Consider the following 21,301-nt stretch of genomic DNA (forward strand, 5'->3'; position numbering starts at 1 on the left):
CTCTTCTGCAGACCTAGTGCGTCACTTTGTGGAAATGGCTGAGGAAGGTGCGGGTCGCGTCCATGCGGGGGGTGTCGATCACCTCCCGCGCCGGCCCTTCCTCGACGACATAGCCGTCGCGCATGAAGACCACGCGGTCCGCGACATCGCGCGCGAAGGGGATCTCATGGGTGACGATGACCATCGTCATGCCGTCTGCGGCAAGCTTCTGGATCGCCTGCAGCACTTCGCCGACCAGCTCCGGATCGAGGGCCGAGGTCGCCTCGTCGAACAGCATGACCTCGGGCTCCATGGCCAGCGCGCGGGCGATCGCCACGCGCTGCTTCTGGCCGCCCGACAGGGTGTCGGGCATTTGAGCGGCACGGTCCGCAAGCCCGACCTTCTCGAGATGCGCCATGGCCTGGTCGATCGCGGTCTTCCGGTCCAGCCCCTTCACGTGGATCGGCGCCTCGATGACGTTGCCGAGGACCGACATGTGCGGAAACAGGTTGAAGCTCTGGAACACCATCCCGGTGCGGGAGCGGAACGCCGCGAGCGGCTTCGCCTTCGGCTGTTCCACGGACTGGCCGAACCGGAAGGTGGTCTCACCGACGCGGATGGTGCCGTCATCCGGCTGCACGAGCAGGTTCATGCACCGCAACAGCGTGGACTTGCCGGAGCCCGACGGCCCGAGCAAAGCGACGACGCCGCCTTGCTCGACCTGAAGATTGATGTCCTTGAGGACTTCGAGCTGGCCGAAGCGCTTCCGCAGCCGCGCGACCTCGATCATTGGTGCTTTCGGCGTCATCGGGCAGCTCCCAGGCGCCGTTCGCGGCTGCGCACATAGAGCGTCAGCGGGAAAAGGATTGCGAAATAGGCGACGGCCACGGCCGTATAGGTTTCCAGCGGGCGGAAGCTGTCATGCGCGGCGATCTGGCCCTGGTAGACCAGGTCGGGGACCGCCAGGACGGACACCAGCGAGGTGTTCTTGAACTGGAGGATCGACTGGTTCATCAGCGCCGGCAGCATGCGACGCAGCGCCTGGGGCAGGATGATGCGGCGCATCGCGAGCCCTGGCGTCATGCCCAGAGCGGAAGCCGCCTCGGACTGGCCGGCATCGATCGAGACGATGCCGCCGCGGATGATCTCGGCGTAGAACGAGCCGCCATAGCAGGATAAGGCGAGAAGAGAGGCCGAGATCGGAGTCATTTCGATGCCCGCGATCAACGGCAGCGCGTAGTAGCACCAGATGAGCTGCACCAGCACGGGCGTGCAGCGGAAGATCTCGATGAAGCCGAGCGCGAACCCGCGCAGGAACCTGAAACGCGACAGAAGGCAGATCGCCGCGGTCATGCCGATGGTCAGGCCGCCGGCGATGGTCGCCGCCGTGAAAGCCACGGTCACACCCAGACCCTGCAGGAACAACCAGCGGTAGCCCCACAGGATCGAAAAATCCCATTCATACATGGTCATGAATTCCCGTGACCGAAATCGGGCGTGGCGGGGCCGCAGCCCCGCCAAACCGGGCGATCAGATTTCGAAACCGGGAGGAAAGTCGCTTTCCTTGACGCCGACAAGTTCCATGTTCTTGACGATGGCCTTCTTGACGAAGCCGCTGTCGCGCTGCTTGCTGATCCAGCCATCGACGAATTCACGCCAGGACTGGTCCTCCTCGCGCCGGAAGCCGGCGTTCGACGTGGTGAAATCGGCGGGCGTCGGCATCACGATATCGCCGAGCGCGGCGTTCTTGGCGCGCAACGAGAGCGACAGGATCAGCACCAGGCACTGCGCATCGACACGCCCGGCCTGCAGGGCCGCGGTCGCGTCGCTGGCAGTCTTCAACCGGGAGATCTGCGCTTTCGGCGCCAGCCGGGTCACCGCCGCGTCATGCGACGAGCCGGCATCGACGGCGATCCGCATCTCCGGCTTGTCGAAATCGCTCCAGCTCTTCGCGCCGAGCCCCTTCTTCGTCACCATCGTGAAGGCGTTCTTGAAGACGGGACCGGAGAAATCGATGACCTTCTGCCGTTCCGGCGTCGGGTTCAGGCCGAAGAAGACGTCGATCTTGTTGGCCTGGAGATCGAGCACCGAGTTGCCCCAGGTCGTTTCCAGGATCGACATCTTGACCCCGAGATCGTCCGCCAGCTTCTGGCAGATATCGATGTAGAATCCACGCCAGCTGCCGTCCGTCACCATCTTCTGGTAGTAGGGAGCGCCATCGGCGACGGCAGCGATGCGTAAGGTGCCGGAGGATTTCACTCGCTCGAGCGAGCCGGCGGCGAGAGCGCCCTTGCCGGTATAAAGGCCCGCTGCGGCGGCTAGCCCGCCCATGCCCACGAGCCTGTTGAATTCGCGCCTGTCCATAGTCTTCCCCTCTGTCGTTCGCTTGCGGCTTCGATTTTGCACGCCTGAGCCGGTCACTGTCCCCCTCGGATCAGTCGCTCACGCTCGATTTTATGAGCCGCTGGAAGGGAGTTTGAATGAGCCCGGGACGAAACAAAAACGTTGAAAATTTCCTCTAGAATGACTTTTAATCATGATAACCGCCGGGGTTCTCATGAGACGCTATCTGCCGTCGCTGTCAGCTTTGCACGCTTTCGAGGCCGCCGCACGATTCATGAATTTCACGAAGGCGGCAGATGACCTCGGACTGACGCAGAGCGGCATCAGCCGGCAGATCCATAATCTCGAGAAATTTCTCGGCGTCCCTCTCTTCCACCGATCCGGCCCGCGCCTCGTTCTGACGGAGGTGGGCGCGAACTACTATCGCGAGCTCGCGCTGACGCTCGACAAACTCCAGGAGATCACCATCGATGCCGTGCGCGGGCGCTCCGTCGACAGCTCGCTGATGATCGGCACCCACCCGACCATGGGAGCCCGTTGGCTGCCTCGGCGCATCGAGACCTTCATCCACGCACACCCGGACATCCCGGTCGAGGTCACGCTGGCCCCCGCCGATCTCAATTTCGAGACGACGCGGCTGGACGTCGCCATCCTGCGAGGCGTGGGGACATGGCTCAATGCCCGGTCGGTCGAATTGTTCGCGGAAGAGATCGCCGTCGTGACCTCACCCAAGCTGATCCCGCTCCGGACGAGGCTCGAGAACAAGGACTTTGCCGGCTTCCCCCTACTTCAGAACGCAAGCCGCCCCAGCATATGGCTGCATTGGCTGCGCCTGTCGGGGCTCACTTATCAGGGGCGTATCCAGGGAACGCGCTTTGCGCATACCGAGATGCTGATCAATGCCGCGCTTCAGGGCATAGGCATCGCCATCGTCCCGACCTGCTATATCGAAACGGAGCTCGCCCGTAACGAACTCCACATGCCGTTTGGCCCGCCGATCCTGTCCGGAGACTCGTATTTCGCGGTTTATCCCGAGCGGAAGGCGCAGTTGCACAGCGTCATGGCCTTCCGCGAATGGGTGACGCGGGAAACGCGCAACTATCGCAAGCCGAAGCCTTAATATTCTGCAGCGGCCTTTCGCCCAGCGCCGCTGCCAAGCGCCTGACGCAACAGAGACTTTGCGCCGATACCGTTGAAAAAGTCGGCATTGCTGCGGGGATGAAGTCCTGATTCAGTCGCCCTTGTGCGGAGGGCGGCACGATGATGGGCGGGCGGATGGTGGCGCAGGAGGCGCTGTTCTACGAGTTCAGCCTGGACCGCCACGTCCCGGCCGATCACGGGGTCCGCGCCATAGATCGCTTCGTCGATCTCTCGGAGATCCGCGCGCATCTTCGTCCGTTCTACAGCGAGACAGGCCGCCCCTCGATCGACCCGGAGCTGATGATCCGGATGCTGCTCATCGGCTATTGCTTCGGCATCCGCTCCGAGCGCCGCCTGTGCCGCCTCGCGGCGGGCGAGCATATCGTCGCCATGATGACGCAGTCGCGCGCTGGATCGAACGCCAAGGCCAAGGGCGAGCTTGGCTTGTCGCCGCGCCATACCTCGTGGCGGCAGGGCTTTGCCGAGATCATTCGGAATGAACCGCGGCCGATCGCACGCTAGCGCTGTCATTTGACCAACTCGGGCGCGATGTTGCGACGAGCGCACCCCGTTCAAGGCCCGGAGGCGCCGTTGCCGGAAGTTGGCGGCTTGCCAGGAGGCTGACATTAAGCCTGACGAATAGGCCGGCATCCCGCAATCCTCAACAGGACCGTATGGGATGGGTTCCGGCCGATACGGAAAGCGGCGTGAATGCTCGGCTATCAGCCATGCAAATGCGACGGCTCAACTCGCCGAATATCAGCCAGTTTTTGCGCGCCCAACATTCCCATCGTCGTCCGCAATTCCGCCGACAGCACATCGAGCACCCGGCCGGCTCCGCCAGTTCCTCCCATCGCAACGCCGTAAAGCGTGGCGCGACCAATCATGACGCCGCGAGCTCCCAGCGCCAGAAAACGGGCTATATCCGCGCCACGCCGCACTCCACTATCTGCGAATACCTCCATCCGGCCCCCGACCGCTTCGGCGATCTGTGGCAGCACTTCGGTCGGGCCCGGCGCGCAATCGAGATTGCGGGCGCCATGGTTCGAGACCACGATGGCGTCGACGCCGTGGGAGCGGGCCGTCAGCGCGTCCTCGACGCGCAGCACCCCTTTGACAACGAGCTTGCCTCGCCAGCGTTGCCGCAGCAGGCGAACGTCTTCCCAGGTTACGTCCTTCGCCAGGCTGACTTCGTCGGAGAGAGCTTCGCGGCCGAGCCGCGTGCGGAATTCCGCCGGGTAATGTGCATAGGTCGGAACGCCGGAGGTCGCCAGCGCGCGCAGCATCACTGCAACCGCCCAGCGCGGATGCCGAGCCACATCTAGCGCCGCCCGCCACGACGCCTTGAGCGGGATTCCGAAGCCGTTCCGCAGGTTGTATTCACGGTTTGGGCCGACCGCAGTGTCTGCCGTCAGCACCAGTGTTTCCGCTCCGGCCGCCCAGGCCCGATCGAGCAGATTCAGCATGCGCTGGCGATCCTTCCAAATATAGAGCTGAAACCACAGCTCAGCGCCGGATTCCGCCGCGATCCGTTCGATCGAGGTAATCGACTGTGTCGAAACGCAGAATGGAATGCCTGCGCGCGCCGCCGCACGCGCGAGTGCGATCTCGCCGTCATGCCAGACCAATCCTGCCACCGCTGTCGGTGCTATGACGAGCGGCAAAGGCTGCGGCTTCCCGAGGAGCTCCGCTTCCGTCGATACCCGGGCGACATCGACGAGAACCGCCGGGGAAAGTGCAATCGCATCAAGCCTGCGCCGATTGGCGAGAATCGAGACCTCGTCCTCGCAGCCGCGGTCGATATATTCGAACAAGCCACGTGGGAGGCGGCGTCGCGCAGCATGGCGGGCATCCTCGACGTTCAGGATGCGGGCGAAAGCGGAGGGTGCAATCATCGCTCCATACGGCCAGACACGTAATGACGCGGCTCAGCCGCGATTGTGGAAGTGGCTGAGGAAGACTTTCGTCGCCTCCTGTTGAGGTTGGCCAATCACATCGCGGGCGGGCCCCTCCTCGACGATGACACCATCGCGCATGAAGACGACACGATCCGCGACCTCGCGGGCGAAACCGATCTCATGAGTGACGATGATCATCGTCATGCCCTCGGCGGCGAGATCGCGCATTACACCCAGCACTTCGCCGACGAGTTCGGGATCGAGAGCCGATGTCGCCTCGTCGAAGAGCATCACCTCGGGCTCCATGGCCAGCGCGCGCGCGATGGCGACGCGCTGCTTCTGGCCGCCGGAGAGCTTGTTCGGGAAGACGTCGACCTTGTCGCTCAGGCCGACCTTGGCGAGCAGCTTGCGGGCGAGCGCCTCGGCCTGCGGCTTGGACATAGCCTTCACCGAGACCGGGCCCTCCATCACGTTCTGGACGACGGTCATGTGCGGAAACAGGTTGAAATGCTGGAAGACCATGCCGGTATTCGAGCGGAAACGCGCCTGCTCGCGGGTGGCCGGCAGCTTCGAGCCGTCGCCGAAGGAGAAGCTGTCCTCGTCGATGCGGATGCGCCCTCCCTCGGGCATGACGAGCAGGTTGAGACAGCGCAGCAGCGTCGATTTGCCGGAACCGGAGGGGCCGATCAGCGCCACGACCTGACCGGTCTCGACCCGCAGATTGATGTCGCGCAGCACGGTCAGGGAACCGAAACTCTTGCGCAGGCCGGAGACCTCGATCTTGTAGCTCATCGCCGCGCCCTCAGTTGCTGTGCGCAAGCCGTTTCTCGGCTTGCTTCGCGACCACGGTCAGCGGCAGCAGCACGACCACATAGATCGTGGCGACCACCGTGTAGACCTCAAGCGCGCGGTAAGTGTCCATCGCCGCCACCTGGCCCTGATAGAGCAGGTCCGGCACGGCGAGGACCGAGACGAGCGACGTGTTCTTGAACTGGATGATCGACTGGTTCATCAGCGGCGGGATCATCCGCTTGATCGCCTGCGGGAGTACGATCCGGCGCATGACGCGCGCAGGAGTCATGCCCAGCGCAAGCCCCGCCTCGCTTTGCCCCGGCTCGATCGAGACGATGCCGCCGCGGATGACCTCTGCATAAAAGGAGCCGCCATAGAGCGTCAGCGTCACGATCGAGGCGGTGATCGCATCCAGCTTGATCCCTGTCAGGATCGGCAGCGCGTAGTAGAACCAGAGCAGCAGCACGAGCAGCGGCGTCAGCCGGAACATCTCGATATAGGCCCAGGACAGCCAGCGCAGCGCCGGCGAACGCGAGAGCTGCGCAATGCCGGCGATCAAGCCGACGATCAGTCCGAGCAACACGACCGCGATCGTGATGCCGATCGTCACGCCGGTTCCGGTCAGGAAGATCCAGCGATAGCCCCAGACGATGTCGAAATTCCAAGTGTAGGACATGCTGAACCCTGCCTGCGCATGGCGCGGCCTTGCAGACGAAAGCCGATCGAACGTCGCGCGCCGGCTTCCCGCCATGCGGGAAGCCGGCCGGTCCTCAGAGCGTGATGCCCGCCGGGATGTCCTCGGAGGTGACGCCAACCTGTTCCAGGCTTTCGACGACGGCGCTGCGGACCAGACCGAGGCCGCGTGCGTAGACGATCCAGGTATTGACGAAATCCCGCCACGTCTTGTCCGATTCACGGCGGAAGGCCGCGTTCGAGGTCGAGCCGAAGAAGGGCTGAGGCACGACGACCTTGCCGAGGCCGGGATCGGCCTTGACCGCGCGCACGCCGCCCATCCAGAAGATGCATTGGGCGTCGACACGACCGGTGCGCAACGCTAGCATGGCTTCGTTGATGGTCTTGAAGCGGCTGATCTGCGCCTTCGGGCACAGAAGCGTCGCAATCTGGTCATGGGCCGAGCCGACGTCGACCGAGATCTTCACCTCCGGCTTGTTCATGTCGGCCCAGTTCTTCGGCTCGAAGCCGGGCTTGGCGATGACGACCAGCGCGCTGTCATAGGCGCCGACCGAGAAATCGACGGCCATGGCGCGCTTCGGCGTCGGATTGAGGCCGAACATGATGTCGATCTTGTCGGCCTGAAGGTCGAGCACCGCGTTGCCCCAGGTGGTTTCCACCAGCTCGAGCTCGACTTCCATGTCCTTCGCGAGCGCAGAGCCGATCGTGTAGAAATGGCCGCTCCACTTGCCCGAGGCGGGGTCCTTGACGAACCAGGGCGCACTCGAGGTCACGGCGCCGAGCCGGAGCTTCTTGTTGGCGATGATGCGGTCGAAAGTGTTCTTTCCCGCGGTCTGTGCGCTTGCTCCGTTGGAGGCCAGCGTGAGTGCGCCGGCGGCCACCGCGCCAGCACCGATAAGCCCTGCCAGATCCCTGCGTGTCGTCATTATTCTTCTCCCGGCGTTATGAGGCGAACCCCGTTATGGTTGGTGAGCCAAGCTCCCGCTTCCCCTGCAGGCATCCGAGGCCTTCCGCCCCTCACCGAAGGCGGCAGCGGATTTTCTCGTCGTTCTCAGCCCTGTTTCGGCGCCAGCAGCACACCCGGATTCATCAGGCCTTGCGGGTCGAACAGCGCCTTGACCTTGGTCATCAGCTCGTAGCGAAGCGGATCGGCAAGACGTTCGAGCTCTTCGGTGAGCTTGCGGCCGACGCCATGCTCGGCGCTGAAGGTGCCGCCAAAGCGAGCCGCGACATCGTGGATCGCCCGCTCGACCTCCAGCGCGAAGGCTTCCGCATCGGGCAGCGCCGCCCAGTAGGCGTGGGTGAACATCAGGATGTAGTGCACGTTGCCGTCGCCGAGATGGCAGACGACCTCGCTATACGCCTCCGGAAACAGCTTCGCCGCCACCTCGTCCGCAGCCTTGATGAAGGGCGCGACATGAGAGGAGCGCACCGCGACGTCATGCGTGATGCTCATCCCCTCCTTCTTGTTCGCCTCGGAGACCGAGTGGCGGATGTGCCAGAAATCCGCAGCTTGCTGCTCTGAGGTGGCGATCACTGCGTCAAGCAGCTCGCCCTGCTCCAGCGCAGCGCCCAGAACCTCCTCGAGGATGTCGCGCAGCGCGGTCGTCGCATCCTCACTGCCGAGCTCGATCAGGACCGACCAGGCGGGAATCTCGGCGAAGGGGAAGCGCACGCGCTCGGCATGCTTGCGCACCAGCTCGAACTGCGAGGCCGAGACAAGCTCGAAAGCCTGGATATAGGAACCCGCTCGATCCTGCAGCGCGGCCAGCAGCGCGACCGCATCGGCCGGATCGGCGGCAGCGACCCAGGCATGGGCCGTATTCGGTGTCTGCGGGTGCAGCCGAAGCGCCGCGCCCGTGACGATGCCGAGCGAGCCCTCTGCGCCGATGAACAGATGGCGCAGCATGTAGCCGGTATTATCCTTACGCAACGCAGCCAGATCGCTGAGCACACGGCCATCGGCCAGAACCACTTCGAGGCCGGCGACGAGATCCCGCATCGGACCGTAGCGGACGACGCCGGTGCCACCGGCATTGGTCGAGATCAGCCCGCCGATCTGGGCGCTGCCCTCGCTGCCGAGATGCAGCGGGAACTGCCGGCCTGCCTCTGCCGCGGCATTGTGGAGATCGCCGAGCACGACGCCGGCATCGACCGTAGCGATACCGGATGCGCGGTCGAGGCCGCGGATGCGGTTCATGCGCCGCAGCGAGAGCATGATGCCAGGCTTATCGGGGCGGTTGCTCTCCGGTACCGCACCGAAGCACAGGCCGGTATTGCCACCGACCGGAAAGATCGGCTGCCCCTGCGCTGCGCATAGCGCAACGACGGCGGAAACCTCGGCTGTCGAACTCGGCTGGACCACGGCCAGCGCAGCCCCTCGCCTCCGCTGGCGCCAATCGACCAGATACGGCTCCATCTCAGCCGGATCAGTGACCAGGCCCTTGTCGCCGACGATGGCGCGAAGTGCTTCGAGCACGGTCGCCCTCCTCAGGCGAGGCTGATGGCTTTGGCCTGCGCCGCCGCGACCTTGAGCTTGGCCATCGTCTGGTCGCTGGGGCCGGTCAGGGGCAGGCGCACCCCGCCGACCGGCATGCCCGCCAAGGCCATGTATTCCTTCAGGGGGCCGGGATTGGTCTCCACGTAAATGGAGTCGATGACCGGGTCGACCTTGTCCTGCAGTTTCAGTGCTTCCTTGAGCTTGCCCTGGCTGGCGAGCTCGAAAATCTCGATCCAGATCTTCGGATAGATCGTGGCGGAAGCCAGCACGCCGCCGCGTGCGCCAAGCGCGACATGGGTGGCGAAGAGCGGCTCCTCGCCGGACAGGATCGCGATCTTGTCGCCGGCATATTTCACCGTGCGAATGAAATCTGGCATGTCGTAGGAGGAATATTTCATGCCGATGATCGAGCCGTCCTCGGCCATCGCCTGGACGGTATCGGCGAAGGCCGCGACCGTCGTCCGGCGCGGGATCTGATAGAGCATGACCGGCAGGTCGAGCGCATCGCGGTAGCGCCGAAAATAGGCACGCATCCCGTCCTGTGTTCCGGGAGCGTAATAGGGCGTTACGGTCATGACCGCGGCCGCGCCGGCGGCGGCGAAGTCGCGTCCGGCCTCCAGAGCATCCTCGAAGCCGGTCGAGAGCACACCCGGAATGACCGGCTTGCCATCGGCCGCCTCGACGCAGGCTGCGACGATCCTACGACGCTCGTCGCGCGAAAAGGCGGGATACTCGCCGGTGCCTCCGATCGGTACGATTCCAGCCGCTCCGGCATCGAGCTGGAAGCGGACGAGCTGGTGCAGCGCCTTCACATCGACAGCGCCGTCGCCCGTCAACGGCGTGACGATCGCGGTGTAAAGGCCGTTCAGCTGGTCATGGGTAAGCGTCATGTGAACCATCCCTGCCGCGTTCGACCGCCACGCCCGACCCCTCGCCGAGCACGCGCGGTTCATTGCCGGCGTATCGTTGGGATTGAAACTTCTTTCACATCAGAGACACTGTCAACATCAAATTACATAAATGTCGTATCCGATAATTTTGGCTAAGCGACGACAATCGATCCCTTTTCATGCCCCCGTCGGACGCTTATGACAGGTACCTGATCGACGCGGCGGAGAAACGACATGCCGGAACTATCATGGGCAGAGCAGGCGGAAGCCAGTGAGCCGCCGGAGGCGCAACGCAGCGCGGAGGACCAGGGTGTCGACGTCGGCGCTCGGCTCTTGAAGCTGCGCAAGGGGCGGCGCCTGACGCTTCAGGACATGAGCGCACTCACCGGTGTTTCCGCCTCGGCTTTCTCGAAAATCGAGAGAAATGAACTTTCTCCGACGATTTCGACGATGCAGCGCATCGCGCAGGGCCTCGATGTCGAGCTGGTGACGCTGCTTTCAAGCGACGAGGCCGGGAGCGCCGCTGGCTTTCCTGGGCGGAGGAGCATCAGCCGTGCGGGGAGCGGCAGCAAGCATGCGACAGGCACCTGCAACAACGTGCTGCTCTGCGCTGACCTCAAGAACAAGCGCGCGACGCCGATACTGACCACGGTGACGGCGCGATCGCCGGATGAATACGCAGCCTGGGCAAAATCCGAGGCGGAAATCTTCGTGATGGTGCTGGAAGGCACGCTGGTCGTCCACAGCCGCCTCTATGAGCCACTCGAACTGAATAAAGGCGACTCGGTCTATTACGATGCGACCACCGAGCACACCTGGACCTCCAAGGGCGAAACCAACGCCGTCGTCCTGTGGGTGCTTGTGGATTTGTGACCTCGACTTGAGTGTCGCCGGCAATTTGAGCCGGCGCTCGATGTCGTTTCCGAAAAAAAATGTCTTTTCGGAATTTTTTTGTTGCCAGCGAAAAAACTTGGGCTAGCCTCTCGGTCAGAGAGGGACCATGACGCAAACGACGCCAAAGGCGCAGCCAGCCGTCACATCCGACGTACCGGGCTTGCGTCTGCGCGAGGTCCGTAAATCATTTGGCAGCGTCGCCGCGCTGCAGCCGACCTCCTTCGACGTTCCGGCCGGGACGCTCTGCTCGCTTCTCGGGCCTTCCGGCTGCGGCAAGACGACGACCCTGCGTATCGTCGCAGGCTTCGAGCTTCCGGATGCCGGGCAGGTTCTGATCCGCGGCGAGGACCGGACCTACGATCCGCCGCAGCGGCGCAAGCTCGGCATGGTCTTCCAGAATTACAGCCTGTTCCCACATATGACCGTTGCGCAGAACGTCGCTTTCGGGTTGCGGATGGCACGGGTGAACCGAGCCGAGACCGAAGCGCGGACGCGCCGCATGCTCGACATCGTGCACCTGCCCCAGCATGCCGATCGCTATCCGCATCAGCTGTCGGGCGGCCAGCAGCAACGCGTGGCACTCGCTCGCTCGCTGGTGACCGAGCCTTCGATGCTGCTGCTCGACGAGCCGCTCGGCGCGCTCGACAAGAACCTGCGCGAGCAGATGCAATTCGAGATCCGCCAGCTCCAGCGGGAAATCGGCATCACCACGCTCCTGGTCACGCATGATCAGGAGGAGGCGCTCACCATGAGCGATATGATCGTGGTGATGGACCGCGGCAGGATCCTGCAAGCCGGCTCGCCGGCGGAGGTTTACGAGCATCCACGCAACCGCTTTGTTTCCGAATTCCTCGGCACCTCCAACATCATCGACTGCACTGTGATGGGAGCGGAAAGAGGCGGCCTTCGGCTGCGGCTTCCCGGTGACGAGGGAAGCTCCGGGTTCTTCGTTGCGGATGCCCCGGCCCGCCCGGTCGGCAGCACTGCCCTAGTGGCGATCCGGCCGGAGCACTTACGCATTGTGCCGGCAATGGAAGCGGGCCCCAGCGAGCCGCGCGCGACCGTCTCGGGCCACGTCTTCCGCGGGGCGACACACGTGTTCCAATTGAAACGCCCTGGGCTCGATCGGCCGTTGATGGCCTATCGGCAGATCACCGGGCCGGTCGGCGAGACGGCATTGGCGATAGGGGCCGAAATCGGCCTGTCCTGGCTGCCGGGCACGGCTCGTCTGCTTGAGGATGAACCGATGCGGGAGGACGCCGCGTGACCGCCGCGGCGGCGACATCAGGACGACGTAGCCGCCGGGCTCTCGGCGCCGGCCTATGGCCCGTCCTGCCGGCCGTGATCTTCCTCCTGCTGTTTTTCCTGCTTCCGCTGGCCGAGAACGGCCTCCAGAGCCTTTATGTGCCCGATGCTGCCGGCAAACCGGTCTTCTCGCTCGATTATTACATGCGCCTGTTCACCGACAGCTACTATCTCGGTGTGCTCGGGCGAACGATCTGGGTCAGCCTGCTCGCCACGATCATCTGCATCCTGATCGGCTATCCCGTCGCTTTTTTCATGGTCCGGCACGCCGGGCGCTGGAACGGGGTGATGATCTTCCTCCTGGTCGCGCCGCTGCTGACCTCGATCATCATGCGCACCTTCGGATGGAACGTGATCCTCGCCCGCAACGGCGTGCTCAACAGTACCCTGCTGTCGCTGGGCCTGATCGAGCGCCCGCTGCGGCTGCTCCAGGACCCTTCGGCCGTCATCATCGGCCTGGTCCATGTGCTGGTGCCGTTCATGGTGATCTCGATCGCGGCGGTGCTGAAGGGGATCGACACCCGGCTGGAGGAGGCTGCCGAACTGCTCGGCGCCAGCCGCTGGCGCACCTTCCGCGAGATCACCCTGCCGCTGAGCCTCGACGGCATCGCTACGGGGGCGATCGTCGTCTTCATGCTGGCCAATGGCAGCTTCCTGACGATGCTTCTGCTCGGCGGAGGCAGCGTCGTCACCTTGCCGCTGCTGATCTACCAGCAGTTCCTGCTCGTCCAGAATCTCGGCTTCGCCGCCGCCATGGGCAATGTCCTGCTGGTGCTGGCCGTGATCTCGCTCTTCCTCCAGTTGCGCCTGATCCGGCGGGATGGAGGTGCCTCATGAGCGCGACCGCGTCCTGGCGCAGGCTCGAGCGACGCCTGCCTGTTCTGCTGCTGCTCGCCTTCGTACTGATCTTCTTCGCCTTTCTGCTGGCGCCGATCGTCTTCGTGGTCCTCGTCTCCTTCGGAGATTCCGAGATCATCGCCTTTCCGGTGACGGCCTATTCCCTGCGCTGGTACCATCGGCTGCTGGAATATCGGCCTCTGCTCGACTCGCTCTGGTTCAGCCTGAAGCTGGCTGGAGCATCGGCGGTGCTGGCCGCACTCTTCGGGGTTCCGGCGGCACTGGCGTTGGCGCGCAGCCGCTCGGGCCTTGCGGACCTGCTCTCGACCTTCCTGCTGGCGCCGCTCTCGATCCCGATGATCCTGCTGGGCATCGCGCTACTCTACAAGCTGTCGGCGATCGGGCTGGGCATCTCCTTCACCTCGTTGCTCATCGCCCACACCGTCGTCTCGATCCCCTATGTCGTGCGCACGGTGGTCGCGGTCTATCGCGGCATCGGCCGCAATTACGAGGAGGCGGCCGCGATCCTCGGCGCCTCGCGCCGGCAGATCTTCACCTATGTGACGCTTCCGCTGATCGGCTCCGGCATCTTCAGCGGCATGCTGTTCGCGGTGCTGATCTCGCTCGACAACCTGTCGCTCTCGCTCTTCTTCGGCAGCGCCCAGACCAACACCTTGCCCGTGGTGATGCTGAGCTACCTGCAGAACCAGTTCGACCCCGCCATCGCGGCCATCGGCACCGTGCAGATGGTCATCGCGCTGGTCGCACTGCTGCTGATCGAGCGCACCGTCGGCCTGAAATTCATGAGTTCGCCGTCCTAACGAAGCGGCGCGCCGCACAACATCCAAAAAGGGGAGAACCACCATGAAGACGCTGAAGCCTTATCGACCCTTGCTTGCGCTTGCAGGGCTTGCTTTCTCGGTTGCCATGCCCGCCCACGCCGCCGACCTGACCGTCACCGCTTTCGGTGGCGTCTGGGAGAAGTCGCTGCGGACCTGCTATGTCGAGCCCTTCCAGAAGAAGACCGGCAAGACCGTCGATGTCGTGCTCGGCACGCCGGCGCAGTGGGTCAACCAGGTCGCGGCCAACCCGGCCAAGCCGCCGATCGACGTCTTCCTGACGCTCATCGACGGTGCCGAGGATGCCAAGGCCCGTGGCCTCGTCGAAAAGATCGATCCGGCCAAGGTTCCCAACCTCGCCGACGTTCCGGAGCCGCTCAAGCAGGTCGTCGGCGGCGATGCCGTGGTGCTGCATTTCGGCGCGGCCGGGCTCGCCTATAACGAGGCGAAGATCAAGAATCCGCCGAAGAGCTGGGCCGAGTTCATCGAGCGCACGCTCAAGGGCGAATGGCAGGCGGCCCTTCCGGGCATCAACGTCGCCAGCACGACCCCGACCGCCCTGATCTGGAACTTCAATGACGTGCTCGGCGGCAAGGTCGGCGACATCTCGCCCGTCATCGCCAAGATGAAGGCGCTGCGCGACAGCGGCAACGTGATCTTCTGGAACGACGTCAACCAGTTCCTCACGCAGATGCAGTCAGGCGAAGCCGATATCGGCATCTACTGGGACGGGCGAGCCTGGGCCGCCCGCGATGGCGGCTTCAAGTCGCTGAACTTCTACTATCCGGCGCCGGGCGGCGTCGTCAGCCCGACGGTCGTCCAGAAGGTCAAGAACGGCTCGCCGGCCGCCTGGGAGTTCATCGACTTCCTGTTCTCGCCCGAGCCGCAATCCTGCTGGGCCGCCGCGATCCAATACCCGGTTGCCAGCGCCAAAGCGCAGTACAAGCCCGAGCAGAAGGCGCGCATGCCCAAGCTCGAAGACGTGCGCTGGCCGCCCTTCGCCGAGATACTCGCGGCGATGCCGAAATGGGTCGAGACCTGGAACAAGGACATCGGCCGCTGAGCGTGGCGGGGCTGCCGGCTTCCGCAGCCCGTTCTGATCCGCGAGCGCGACGCCGGAAGCGCGCGCTCGCGCCCGAGACCATCCGGAGGTTTCCATGGGTTACCGTGTGGGCGTCGATATCGGCGGCTCGTTCACCGATTTCGCGCTGTTCGACGAAGAGACGCAGAGTCTGAAGACGCTGAAGACCTTCTCCCGTCCCGACCAGCCGGGTGCGGAGGTCATGGAAGGCCTCAGGCTGATCGGCGAGCGCTACGGCATCACCCCTGCCGAGGTCTCCTATTTCACGCATGGCACCACGGTCGGCATCAACACGGTGATTCAGCGCAAGGGGCTGAAGCTCGCGCTGTTCACGACCGAGGGCTTCCGTGACGTGCTCGAGGTGGCGCGTCTCAAGATTCCCGACATGTACAACCTGCTCTCCAGGCGTCCGGATCCGCTGATCCCGCGCGACCTCGTCTTCGGCATCGGCGGGCGCCTGCGGGCTGACGGCACAGAGGAGCACCCGCTGGACGAGGCGAGCGTGAGCCGTGCGGTCGAAGGGGCCAAGGCCGCGGGCTGCGAGGGCATCGTCGTCTCGCTTCTGCATGCCTATCGCAACCCCGCCCACGAGGAGGCGGTCAAGGCGATCGCCGAGCGGCTCGCCCCCGAGCTTCCGGTCTTCGCCTCGAGCGAGACCTGGCCGATCATCCGCGAATACGAGCGCACCATCACCGCCACCATCGGCGCTTATGTGCAGCCGCGCGTCTCCCATTATCTGGGCTCTCTGCAGTCGGCACTGAAGAAGGCAGGCGTCACGCCAGAGCCGCGGCTCACCAAGTCCAACGGCGGCGTCATGACCGCCGAGCAGGGCAAGAGCGAATGCGTGCAAATGATCCTGTCCGGCACCGCTTCGGGCGTCATCGGTGCCGCCTACGTTGCCGAGGTTTCCGGCATCAGGAACTGCATGAGCCTGGACATCGGCGGCACCTCGGCCGACGTCGCGGTCATCGTCGACGGCCAGCCGCAATACGGCGTCGGCGAACTGATCGGCGAGTTCCAGATCTACATCCCCTCGGTGTCGGTCTCCTCGATCGGCGAAGGCGGGGGGTCGATCGCCTGGGTCGACGCTCAGGGCGTGCTCAAGGTCGGGCCTGAAAGCGCCGGCTCCCGTCCCGGCCCCGCCTGTTACGGTCGCGGTGGCGAGCGCGCCACCATCACGGACGCCTTTGCGGCGCTGGGCCTCGTCGGTTTGTCCGAGATCGGCTATTCGGCCGTCACCATCGACCGGGAGAAGGCACGCTCGGTCGTCGGCGAACTTGCGACCAAGCTCGGCCGCACGATCGAGGAAACCGCCGAGGCGATCATCCGCATCGCCGTCTCCGGCATGTATACCGACGTCAGCGCGCTGGTGTCTCGCTTCGGCATCGATCCGCGCGACTTCTCCTGTCTCGCCTTCGGCGGCGCCGGTCCGATGATGGCCTGCTTCCTGGCACGCGAGCTCAACATGCGCGAGACCGTGGTGCCGCCGACACCGGGCGTCCTTTCCGCGCTGGGCGGGCTGATCGCCGACATCAAGAACGACTTCATCAAGACGCTCTACAGCGATCTCCTTCCCGACATGGGGGCGACGATCCGCGGCGAGTTCGCTCGGCTGGAGACCAAGGCTAAAGCCTGGCTGCACGAGGATCAGAGCTATTCCGGCGAAAGCCACCTGATCTACTCGGCGGAGATGCGCTATCGTGGCCAGTCCTTCGAGCTCGACACTCCGCTGGATCCGGCCACGATCGTTGCCGGTGACACCGCGGCCATGGCGCAGGCCTTCCATGCCGAGCATGAGCGTGTCTACGGCCACAGCGATCCCACCGCGGCGGTGCAGATCATCTCGCTGCGCCTCGTCATCAGCGGACGCACCGCCCGCCCTGAGTTCAAGCGTCACGCGTTGGTTTCGGAAGCCGCTAAGCCGCTCCGCCATGCCGAGGTCTGGCTCGACGGGGCGCTCCGCAGCGTCGCGGTCTTTGCCCGCAGCGATCTGAAACCCGGCCAGAACTTCGCCGGTCCCGCCGTGGTCACACAGGACGATTGCACCACCGTCGTGCTGCCGAACATGGCCGTCAGCGTCGACGAATATGCCAACCTTCGCATCGTTCCGGAGACCCGGCCGTGAAGCTCGACAACACCACATTGCAGGTCCTGGCGAACTACTGCGCCGCCGCGGCCGAGAGCATGGGCTGGACCTTGATGCGCACAGCCTACTCCACCTTCGTCAAGGAGACCGAGGACTTCTCCTGCCAGGTGCTGACTCGTGACGGTCTCACCGTGGCCTCGCCGAAGACCTTCGGCGCGACCTGGTACACCGGTCTCGACTATGGCGACGTCATCAAGCTCTTCGACTACGAAGAGGGCGACATCTGCATCACCAGCGATCCCTATTCCGGCTATGTCGCGACCCATACGCCGGACATCCATATGTGGAAGCCGGTGTTCCGCGACGGCGAGATCGTCTGCTTCGTCGGCAATCACATCCACAACACGGATGTCGGCGGCGCCGTGCCGGCTACGCTCTCACGCACCCTGACGGAGATTCAGCAGGAAGGTCTGCGTATTCCGCCGATGCGGCTGATGCGCGGCGGTGTGCTCAACCAGGACCTTCTCGATATCATCGCCCATAATGTTCGGCTGCCGGAGCAGAACTGGGGCGACCTCAACGCACAGATCGCCTGCGCCAATGTCGGCGAGCGCAAGATCCACGAAATCCTCGATCGGTTCGGCAAGGACAATTTCGTGGCGGGTCTCGATCAGTTGCTCGATTACGCCGAGAATCAGGCGCGTGCCGTCATCAGCACGATTCCTGACGGCGAGTACTTCTTCGCCGACTATGCCGACGAAGACGAAACGGGCGGCTATCCCGTCCGCGTCGCGGTGAACCTGAAGGTGCATGGCGACACGCTGACGCTGGACTTCACCGGCTCCGACCCGCAGCTCGCGACCTCGCACAACATGCCGACCGGAGGCAAGGAACGCCATGCCCTGGTGACGGTGGGCACGGTCTACGCACTCTACTGCCTCGACCCGACGATGATGCTGAACGCGGGTCTCATGCGGCCCACACGCGCGATCCTGCCGGAAGGGACCATCATGAATGCCGTGTCGCCTGTCGCGGTCGGCATGCGCACCCTCGCCTGCACCCTGGCCCAGACGGTCACCCTCGGTGCCTTCTGCCGTGCCCTGCCTGATCGAATGCCGGCATCTCCGGCGAGTTCCGTCACGCTGATGAACATCAAGACCAGCACGCGGGCGGGCCGGCCCATCATGGCCTCTGTCGGCCCGGTCGGTGGCGGTGCCGGCGGCAGCGCCTTCGGCGACGGAGCGGATGGCAGCGGCGCCAATCTCTCCTTCCTGAAGAATACGCCGGTCGAGATCAGCGAAGCCGAAATCCCGGTTCGCATCAAGCGCTATGGTCTCGTGCCGGATTCAGGTGGCCCAGGCGAATATCGCGGAGGCACCGCGCTCGAAATGGAGCTGCAGCTCGACCAGCCCCAGTCCATGGTGACCGCCCGCAACCGGGACCGCTCCGTCATTTCGGCCTGGGGGCTGCGTGGTGGCCGCTCGGGCGCCGTTTCGCGCTTCGTCAAGAATCCCGGCACTGCGGGCGCTATCGAGCTCGGGTCGCAGGATCTGGTGAAATGCGATCCTGGCGACGTCATCCTGATCCAGGGGCCGGGTGCCGGCGGCTATGGCTCTCCGCTGGACCGGCCTGTCGAGAAGGTTCTTGCCGACGTTCGGCGAGGATTGGTTTCGGTGGATCGGGCTAAGGGCGACTACGGTGTCGTCATCGCGGCCGATGGCGGGGTTGATCAGGCCGCGACCACGCAGTTGCGCGGACAACTGCGCAGCGACGCCGATTGGGCCGAGTTTGGACACGGCCCGGGCAGGTTGGCCTTCGAGGCAGTGTGGACCGAAGCGCGCTACGATGTGTTGACCGGTATTCTCGCCAAACTTCCGGTGACATGGCGCTATTTCGTCAAGCACGAAATCTTCCGGCAGATTCAGGATCCGCCCATCGACGGCTCGGATGGCTTGGATGAGGTCTATCGAGCCTATACCCAGGTCACGGACCGCTTCGCCGATCTCCCGAAAGCTCCGTAGGGATGGAACACCGCATATGCCGGTCGCACCGGATCATCGGCTCTTACTTGAGGCGATGATCCGTATGGCGATGATGGGGTCGGCGATATGACGACTATAAATTCGAGTTCAAACTCGTAGCTGTGCGCCACGCGAACGGCGCTATGTCGCGTTGGCCAAATTGCCTTATGGTAAGCTTTCCAAGTCTCGAATGAGGGCTGATACACGCGAAATGCGCCAGGTGCGGGCATTGGGAGATTGCCCGGATGCGGACACCAGTGACTTGGCGCAAGAGGTCCTGTCCCATTACCGACCGCGCAGAATTTTCGGCGGCAGCCTGATATCTCTCCTCATTGGTAGAGAAGGCGAGGATGAGCCTCTTCGTGCGCACCACCGGCATTGCCAGGGCGAAGGCCAAAATCGGCATGGCCAATCTCGTCTACAAAATGCGTCAGCCTGCCTGGGCTCACGCGGAGCGCGGCGGCATAGTACGCATCCTCAGGACAAGAGGCCGGGCTACGCCCTCCGCAACGCGCCAACAAGCACGGTCTCAGCCCACAGAATGCAGCCGGCCGCTTCGCTCGCCCAGAAATCAGGGTTTTTCGAACCGTCCACCTGGAGGTGCCTTCCATAAGATCCAGCGAGGGATCTCGCGAAGGCATTCCAGGGCTCGTGCTGCGTGGTGCTAAGATTGGCTCTCGGCGGAGCCAGTAGGTGACCAAAGCGCACGTTGCGACGTGGCCAAATCCTCCAGAATTTGGTCCAGTTCAGACCGAAATCACTAAATAGAATGATAAATTTTTCACTTTTCAATTTTGCAATTAAAAGAGACAATCCGACGAAACCGACCCTCAATACTGGAAACCGCATATTAGGCAGGAAGGCGCGTGACCCCCAAAGCAGCTGAAGCAATTGAGCGCCAAAATTTCACGGTCGTTCAAGCCCTGCGGGGCTTCGCTGCGATGTGGGTTGTGCTCTTTCACGCAAGGGAAGGCGGCCATCTACCGACCCTTTATGCTTCGCTGCCTTCTTGGTTCAGAACCACGGTTTTCGATCAGGGCCATAACGGGGTTCCCATATTTTTTGCCCTGAGCGGCTTCGTGATTGCCCATAGCGTTCGCGAATTGAGTCCATCCGTCCGTAATTTCGGGCGGTTTGCATTAAAGCGCATTATTAGATTGGACCCGCCATACTGGGCCTCCATCGTTTTTGTCCTCGCCATGGGCTTGTTATCCTCCATTGTAAAACATGAGAGGATGACCTGGCCTACTTTTGGCGCTATTTCTTCGCATCTCTTCTATCTTCAGGCGTTTCTGAATTACCCCCAGATCAATACTGTTTACTGGACTCTAGCCTATGAAGTACAATTTTATTTATTTTTCGTAGGCCTGATCACGGCAGCCGGTCTTCTTTACGGAGAAAAAACATGGGCGAAAGAGGCTGCATGGTGGATCATGTACGGCCTCGCAATTACCGCTCTTTTTGTCCCTCATGACAAAATGATGCCAGGACTTTTTGTGAATCTTTGGCCGGCTTTTTTCATTGGCGCCCTTGCCTATCGAGCTGTGGAAGCAAAAACGCGACAGATCGCTTTGCTCACGCTCGCCGGCCTTATGCTTGCGTTCGGCCATGAAAGTATCGAATTCTGGATTTACAGCACCATTACAGCATTGCTTCTCTTATTTTTTTTGCGAACAGGAGCAATTTATACATCCCTAAACTGGAAATGGCTACAATTCCTGGGTGCCATTTCGTACAGCCTATACCTGATTCACAATCCGATCACGGGCGCAGCGGGGTTTGTTGGCCACAAATTCTTGGGAACGGGCGTCATCGCAGATATCGGCGTCCTGATAGGTATCGCCATCGCAAGTGTGGTTGGCTCAACCGGCTTCTGGTGGCTTATTGAGAGAAAGGCACAGGCTTGGTCCAAGCATGTTCGATTGAAAACAGCGAGCAATCCATCGATCTAGGCTTCGTGGACAAAGGGTAGCCAGAGTTTGACTGCGGCAATGGCGACGAAT

The 21,301-nt window shown here is 63.2% G+C and carries 18 protein-coding genes and 1 pseudogene; 10 read left to right on the forward strand and 9 right to left on the reverse strand.

The genetic code is table 11. From position 1 onward, the window contains the following. Nucleotides 1–13: 13 nt before the first annotated feature. From Q0Q36_RS10455 to Q0Q36_RS10465, 3 genes are all read right to left on the reverse strand, one after another. On the reverse strand, nt 14–787 hold the full coding sequence (locus Q0Q36_RS10455) for an amino acid ABC transporter ATP-binding protein (RefSeq protein ID WP_293797937.1): 774 nt from the start codon (nt 785–787) through the stop codon (nt 14–16). Further along, complete coding sequence (locus tag Q0Q36_RS10460; protein ID WP_293797968.1) at nt 784–1,446, reverse strand: amino acid ABC transporter permease; 663 nt, start codon at nt 1,444–1,446, stop codon at nt 784–786. Before Q0Q36_RS10460 ends, Q0Q36_RS10455 begins: the two co-directional genes overlap by 4 nt. 63 nt (nt 1,447–1,509) lie before the next feature. Continuing rightward, the gene (locus tag Q0Q36_RS10465) at nt 1,510–2,343 is read right to left on the reverse strand and encodes a transporter substrate-binding domain-containing protein (RefSeq protein ID WP_293797938.1); all 834 of its coding nucleotides are present in this window, start codon (nt 2,341–2,343) and stop codon (nt 1,510–1,512) included. 193 nt (nt 2,344–2,536) lie between these two features. Here Q0Q36_RS10465 and Q0Q36_RS10470 point away from each other — a divergent pair, with 193 nt between their 5' ends. After that, nucleotides 2,537–3,442 (forward strand): LysR substrate-binding domain-containing protein, encoded by a 906-nt coding sequence (locus tag Q0Q36_RS10470; RefSeq protein ID WP_293797940.1) that lies wholly within the window; start codon nt 2,537–2,539, stop codon nt 3,440–3,442. Nucleotides 3,443–3,582: 140 nt separating this feature from the next. Beyond that, a pseudogene (locus tag Q0Q36_RS10475) lies at nt 3,583–3,822 on the forward strand (transposase); the annotation flags it as partial. Between the two features lie 362 nt (nt 3,823–4,184). Here the strand turns inward: Q0Q36_RS10475 and Q0Q36_RS10480 are convergent. The 6 genes from Q0Q36_RS10480 to dapA all read right to left on the reverse strand — a co-directional run bounded on the left by Q0Q36_RS10480 (nt 4,185) and on the right by dapA (nt 10,235). After that, nucleotides 4,185–5,357 (reverse strand): alpha-hydroxy acid oxidase, encoded by a 1,173-nt coding sequence (locus tag Q0Q36_RS10480; protein ID WP_293797941.1) that lies wholly within the window; start codon nt 5,355–5,357, stop codon nt 4,185–4,187. 33 nt (nt 5,358–5,390) lie between these two features. Next, complete coding sequence (locus tag Q0Q36_RS10485; RefSeq protein ID WP_293797970.1) at nt 5,391–6,152, reverse strand: amino acid ABC transporter ATP-binding protein; 762 nt, start codon at nt 6,150–6,152, stop codon at nt 5,391–5,393. Nucleotides 6,153–6,162: 10 nt separating this feature from the next. Next, nucleotides 6,163–6,828: an amino acid ABC transporter permease gene (locus Q0Q36_RS10490; protein WP_293797942.1), complete on the reverse strand. Its 666-nt coding sequence runs from the start codon at nt 6,826–6,828 to the stop codon at nt 6,163–6,165. Nucleotides 6,829–6,922: 94 nt separating this feature from the next. Next, nucleotides 6,923–7,771 carry a transporter substrate-binding domain-containing protein gene (locus Q0Q36_RS10495; protein ID WP_293797945.1) on the reverse strand — a complete coding sequence of 283 codons (849 nt, stop codon included), beginning with the start codon at nt 7,769–7,771 and terminating at the stop codon, nt 6,923–6,925. Nucleotides 7,772–7,896: 125 nt separating this feature from the next. Continuing rightward, nucleotides 7,897–9,324, reverse strand: coding sequence for an FAD-binding oxidoreductase (locus Q0Q36_RS10500; protein WP_293797947.1), 1,428 nt, complete (start codon nt 9,322–9,324; stop codon nt 7,897–7,899). 11 nt (nt 9,325–9,335) lie between these two features. Then, on the reverse strand, nt 9,336–10,235 hold the full coding sequence (dapA, locus tag Q0Q36_RS10505) for a 4-hydroxy-tetrahydrodipicolinate synthase (RefSeq protein ID WP_293797949.1): 900 nt from the start codon (nt 10,233–10,235) through the stop codon (nt 9,336–9,338). A gap of 234 nt (nt 10,236–10,469) precedes the next feature. On the opposite strand from dapA, the gene Q0Q36_RS10510 reads away from it, so the two are divergent. The 8 genes from Q0Q36_RS10510 (at nt 10,470) to Q0Q36_RS10545 (ending at nt 21,250) form a co-directional block, all read left to right on the forward strand. After that, nucleotides 10,470–11,108 carry an XRE family transcriptional regulator gene (locus tag Q0Q36_RS10510; protein WP_293797952.1) on the forward strand — a complete coding sequence of 213 codons (639 nt, stop codon included), beginning with the start codon at nt 10,470–10,472 and terminating at the stop codon, nt 11,106–11,108. A 127-nt stretch (nt 11,109–11,235) separates the two neighbouring features. Next, nucleotides 11,236–12,396, forward strand: coding sequence for an ABC transporter ATP-binding protein (locus Q0Q36_RS10515; protein ID WP_293797953.1), 1,161 nt, complete (start codon nt 11,236–11,238; stop codon nt 12,394–12,396). Further along, nucleotides 12,393–13,271, forward strand: a complete 879-nt coding sequence (locus tag Q0Q36_RS10520; RefSeq protein WP_293797954.1) for an ABC transporter permease — start codon at nt 12,393–12,395, stop codon at nt 13,269–13,271. The genes Q0Q36_RS10515 and Q0Q36_RS10520 overlap by 4 nt, the downstream gene beginning before the upstream one ends. After that, nucleotides 13,268–14,092, forward strand: coding sequence for an ABC transporter permease (locus Q0Q36_RS10525; RefSeq protein WP_293797955.1), 825 nt, complete (start codon nt 13,268–13,270; stop codon nt 14,090–14,092). The genes Q0Q36_RS10520 and Q0Q36_RS10525 overlap by 4 nt, the downstream gene beginning before the upstream one ends. A gap of 43 nt (nt 14,093–14,135) precedes the next feature. After that, the gene (locus tag Q0Q36_RS10530; protein ID WP_293797957.1) at nt 14,136–15,173 is read left to right on the forward strand and encodes an extracellular solute-binding protein; all 1,038 of its coding nucleotides are present in this window, start codon (nt 14,136–14,138) and stop codon (nt 15,171–15,173) included. 94 nt (nt 15,174–15,267) lie between these two features. Next, a complete protein-coding gene (locus Q0Q36_RS10535) occupies nt 15,268–17,316 on the forward strand; it encodes a hydantoinase/oxoprolinase family protein (protein ID WP_293797959.1) in 2,049 nt (682 codons plus the stop codon). Continuing rightward, entirely contained in the window at nt 17,313–19,298 is a 1,986-nt protein-coding gene (locus Q0Q36_RS10540) for a hydantoinase B/oxoprolinase family protein (protein WP_293797960.1), read from the forward strand. The genes Q0Q36_RS10535 and Q0Q36_RS10540 overlap by 4 nt, the downstream gene beginning before the upstream one ends. An 866-nt stretch (nt 19,299–20,164) precedes the next feature. After that, on the forward strand, nt 20,165–21,250 hold the full coding sequence (locus Q0Q36_RS10545; protein WP_293797961.1) for an acyltransferase: 1,086 nt from the start codon (nt 20,165–20,167) through the stop codon (nt 21,248–21,250). Nucleotides 21,251–21,301 lie beyond the last annotated feature (51 nt).

It is taken from the genome of uncultured Allobosea sp., assembly GCF_945957345.1.
GTDB lineage: Bacteria > Pseudomonadota > Alphaproteobacteria > Rhizobiales > Beijerinckiaceae > Allobosea.

Coding starts and splice junctions, on each gene's coding strand:
- Q0Q36_RS10455 (WP_293797937.1), bottom strand. CDS start 787: ATGACGCCGAAAGCACCAATGATCGAGGTCGCGCGGCTGCGGAAGCGC.
- Q0Q36_RS10460 (WP_293797968.1), bottom strand. CDS start 1,446: ATGTATGAATGGGATTTTTCGATCCTGTGGGGCTACCGCTGGTTGTTC.
- Q0Q36_RS10465 (WP_293797938.1), bottom strand. CDS start 2,343: ATGGACAGGCGCGAATTCAACAGGCTCGTGGGCATGGGCGGGCTAGCC.
- Q0Q36_RS10470 (WP_293797940.1), top strand. CDS start 2,537: ATGAGACGCTATCTGCCGTCGCTGTCAGCTTTGCACGCTTTCGAGGCC.
- Q0Q36_RS10480 (WP_293797941.1), bottom strand. CDS start 5,357: ATGATTGCACCCTCCGCTTTCGCCCGCATCCTGAACGTCGAGGATGCC.
- Q0Q36_RS10485 (WP_293797970.1), bottom strand. CDS start 6,152: ATGAGCTACAAGATCGAGGTCTCCGGCCTGCGCAAGAGTTTCGGTTCC.
- Q0Q36_RS10490 (WP_293797942.1), bottom strand. CDS start 6,828: ATGTCCTACACTTGGAATTTCGACATCGTCTGGGGCTATCGCTGGATC.
- Q0Q36_RS10495 (WP_293797945.1), bottom strand. CDS start 7,771: ATGACGACACGCAGGGATCTGGCAGGGCTTATCGGTGCTGGCGCGGTG.
- dapA (WP_293797949.1), bottom strand. CDS start 10,235: ATGACGCTTACCCATGACCAGCTGAACGGCCTTTACACCGCGATCGTC.
- Q0Q36_RS10510 (WP_293797952.1), top strand. CDS start 10,470: ATGCCGGAACTATCATGGGCAGAGCAGGCGGAAGCCAGTGAGCCGCCG.
- Q0Q36_RS10515 (WP_293797953.1), top strand. CDS start 11,236: ATGACGCAAACGACGCCAAAGGCGCAGCCAGCCGTCACATCCGACGTA.
- Q0Q36_RS10525 (WP_293797955.1), top strand. CDS start 13,268: ATGAGCGCGACCGCGTCCTGGCGCAGGCTCGAGCGACGCCTGCCTGTT.
- Q0Q36_RS10530 (WP_293797957.1), top strand. CDS start 14,136: ATGAAGACGCTGAAGCCTTATCGACCCTTGCTTGCGCTTGCAGGGCTT.
- Q0Q36_RS10535 (WP_293797959.1), top strand. CDS start 15,268: ATGGGTTACCGTGTGGGCGTCGATATCGGCGGCTCGTTCACCGATTTC.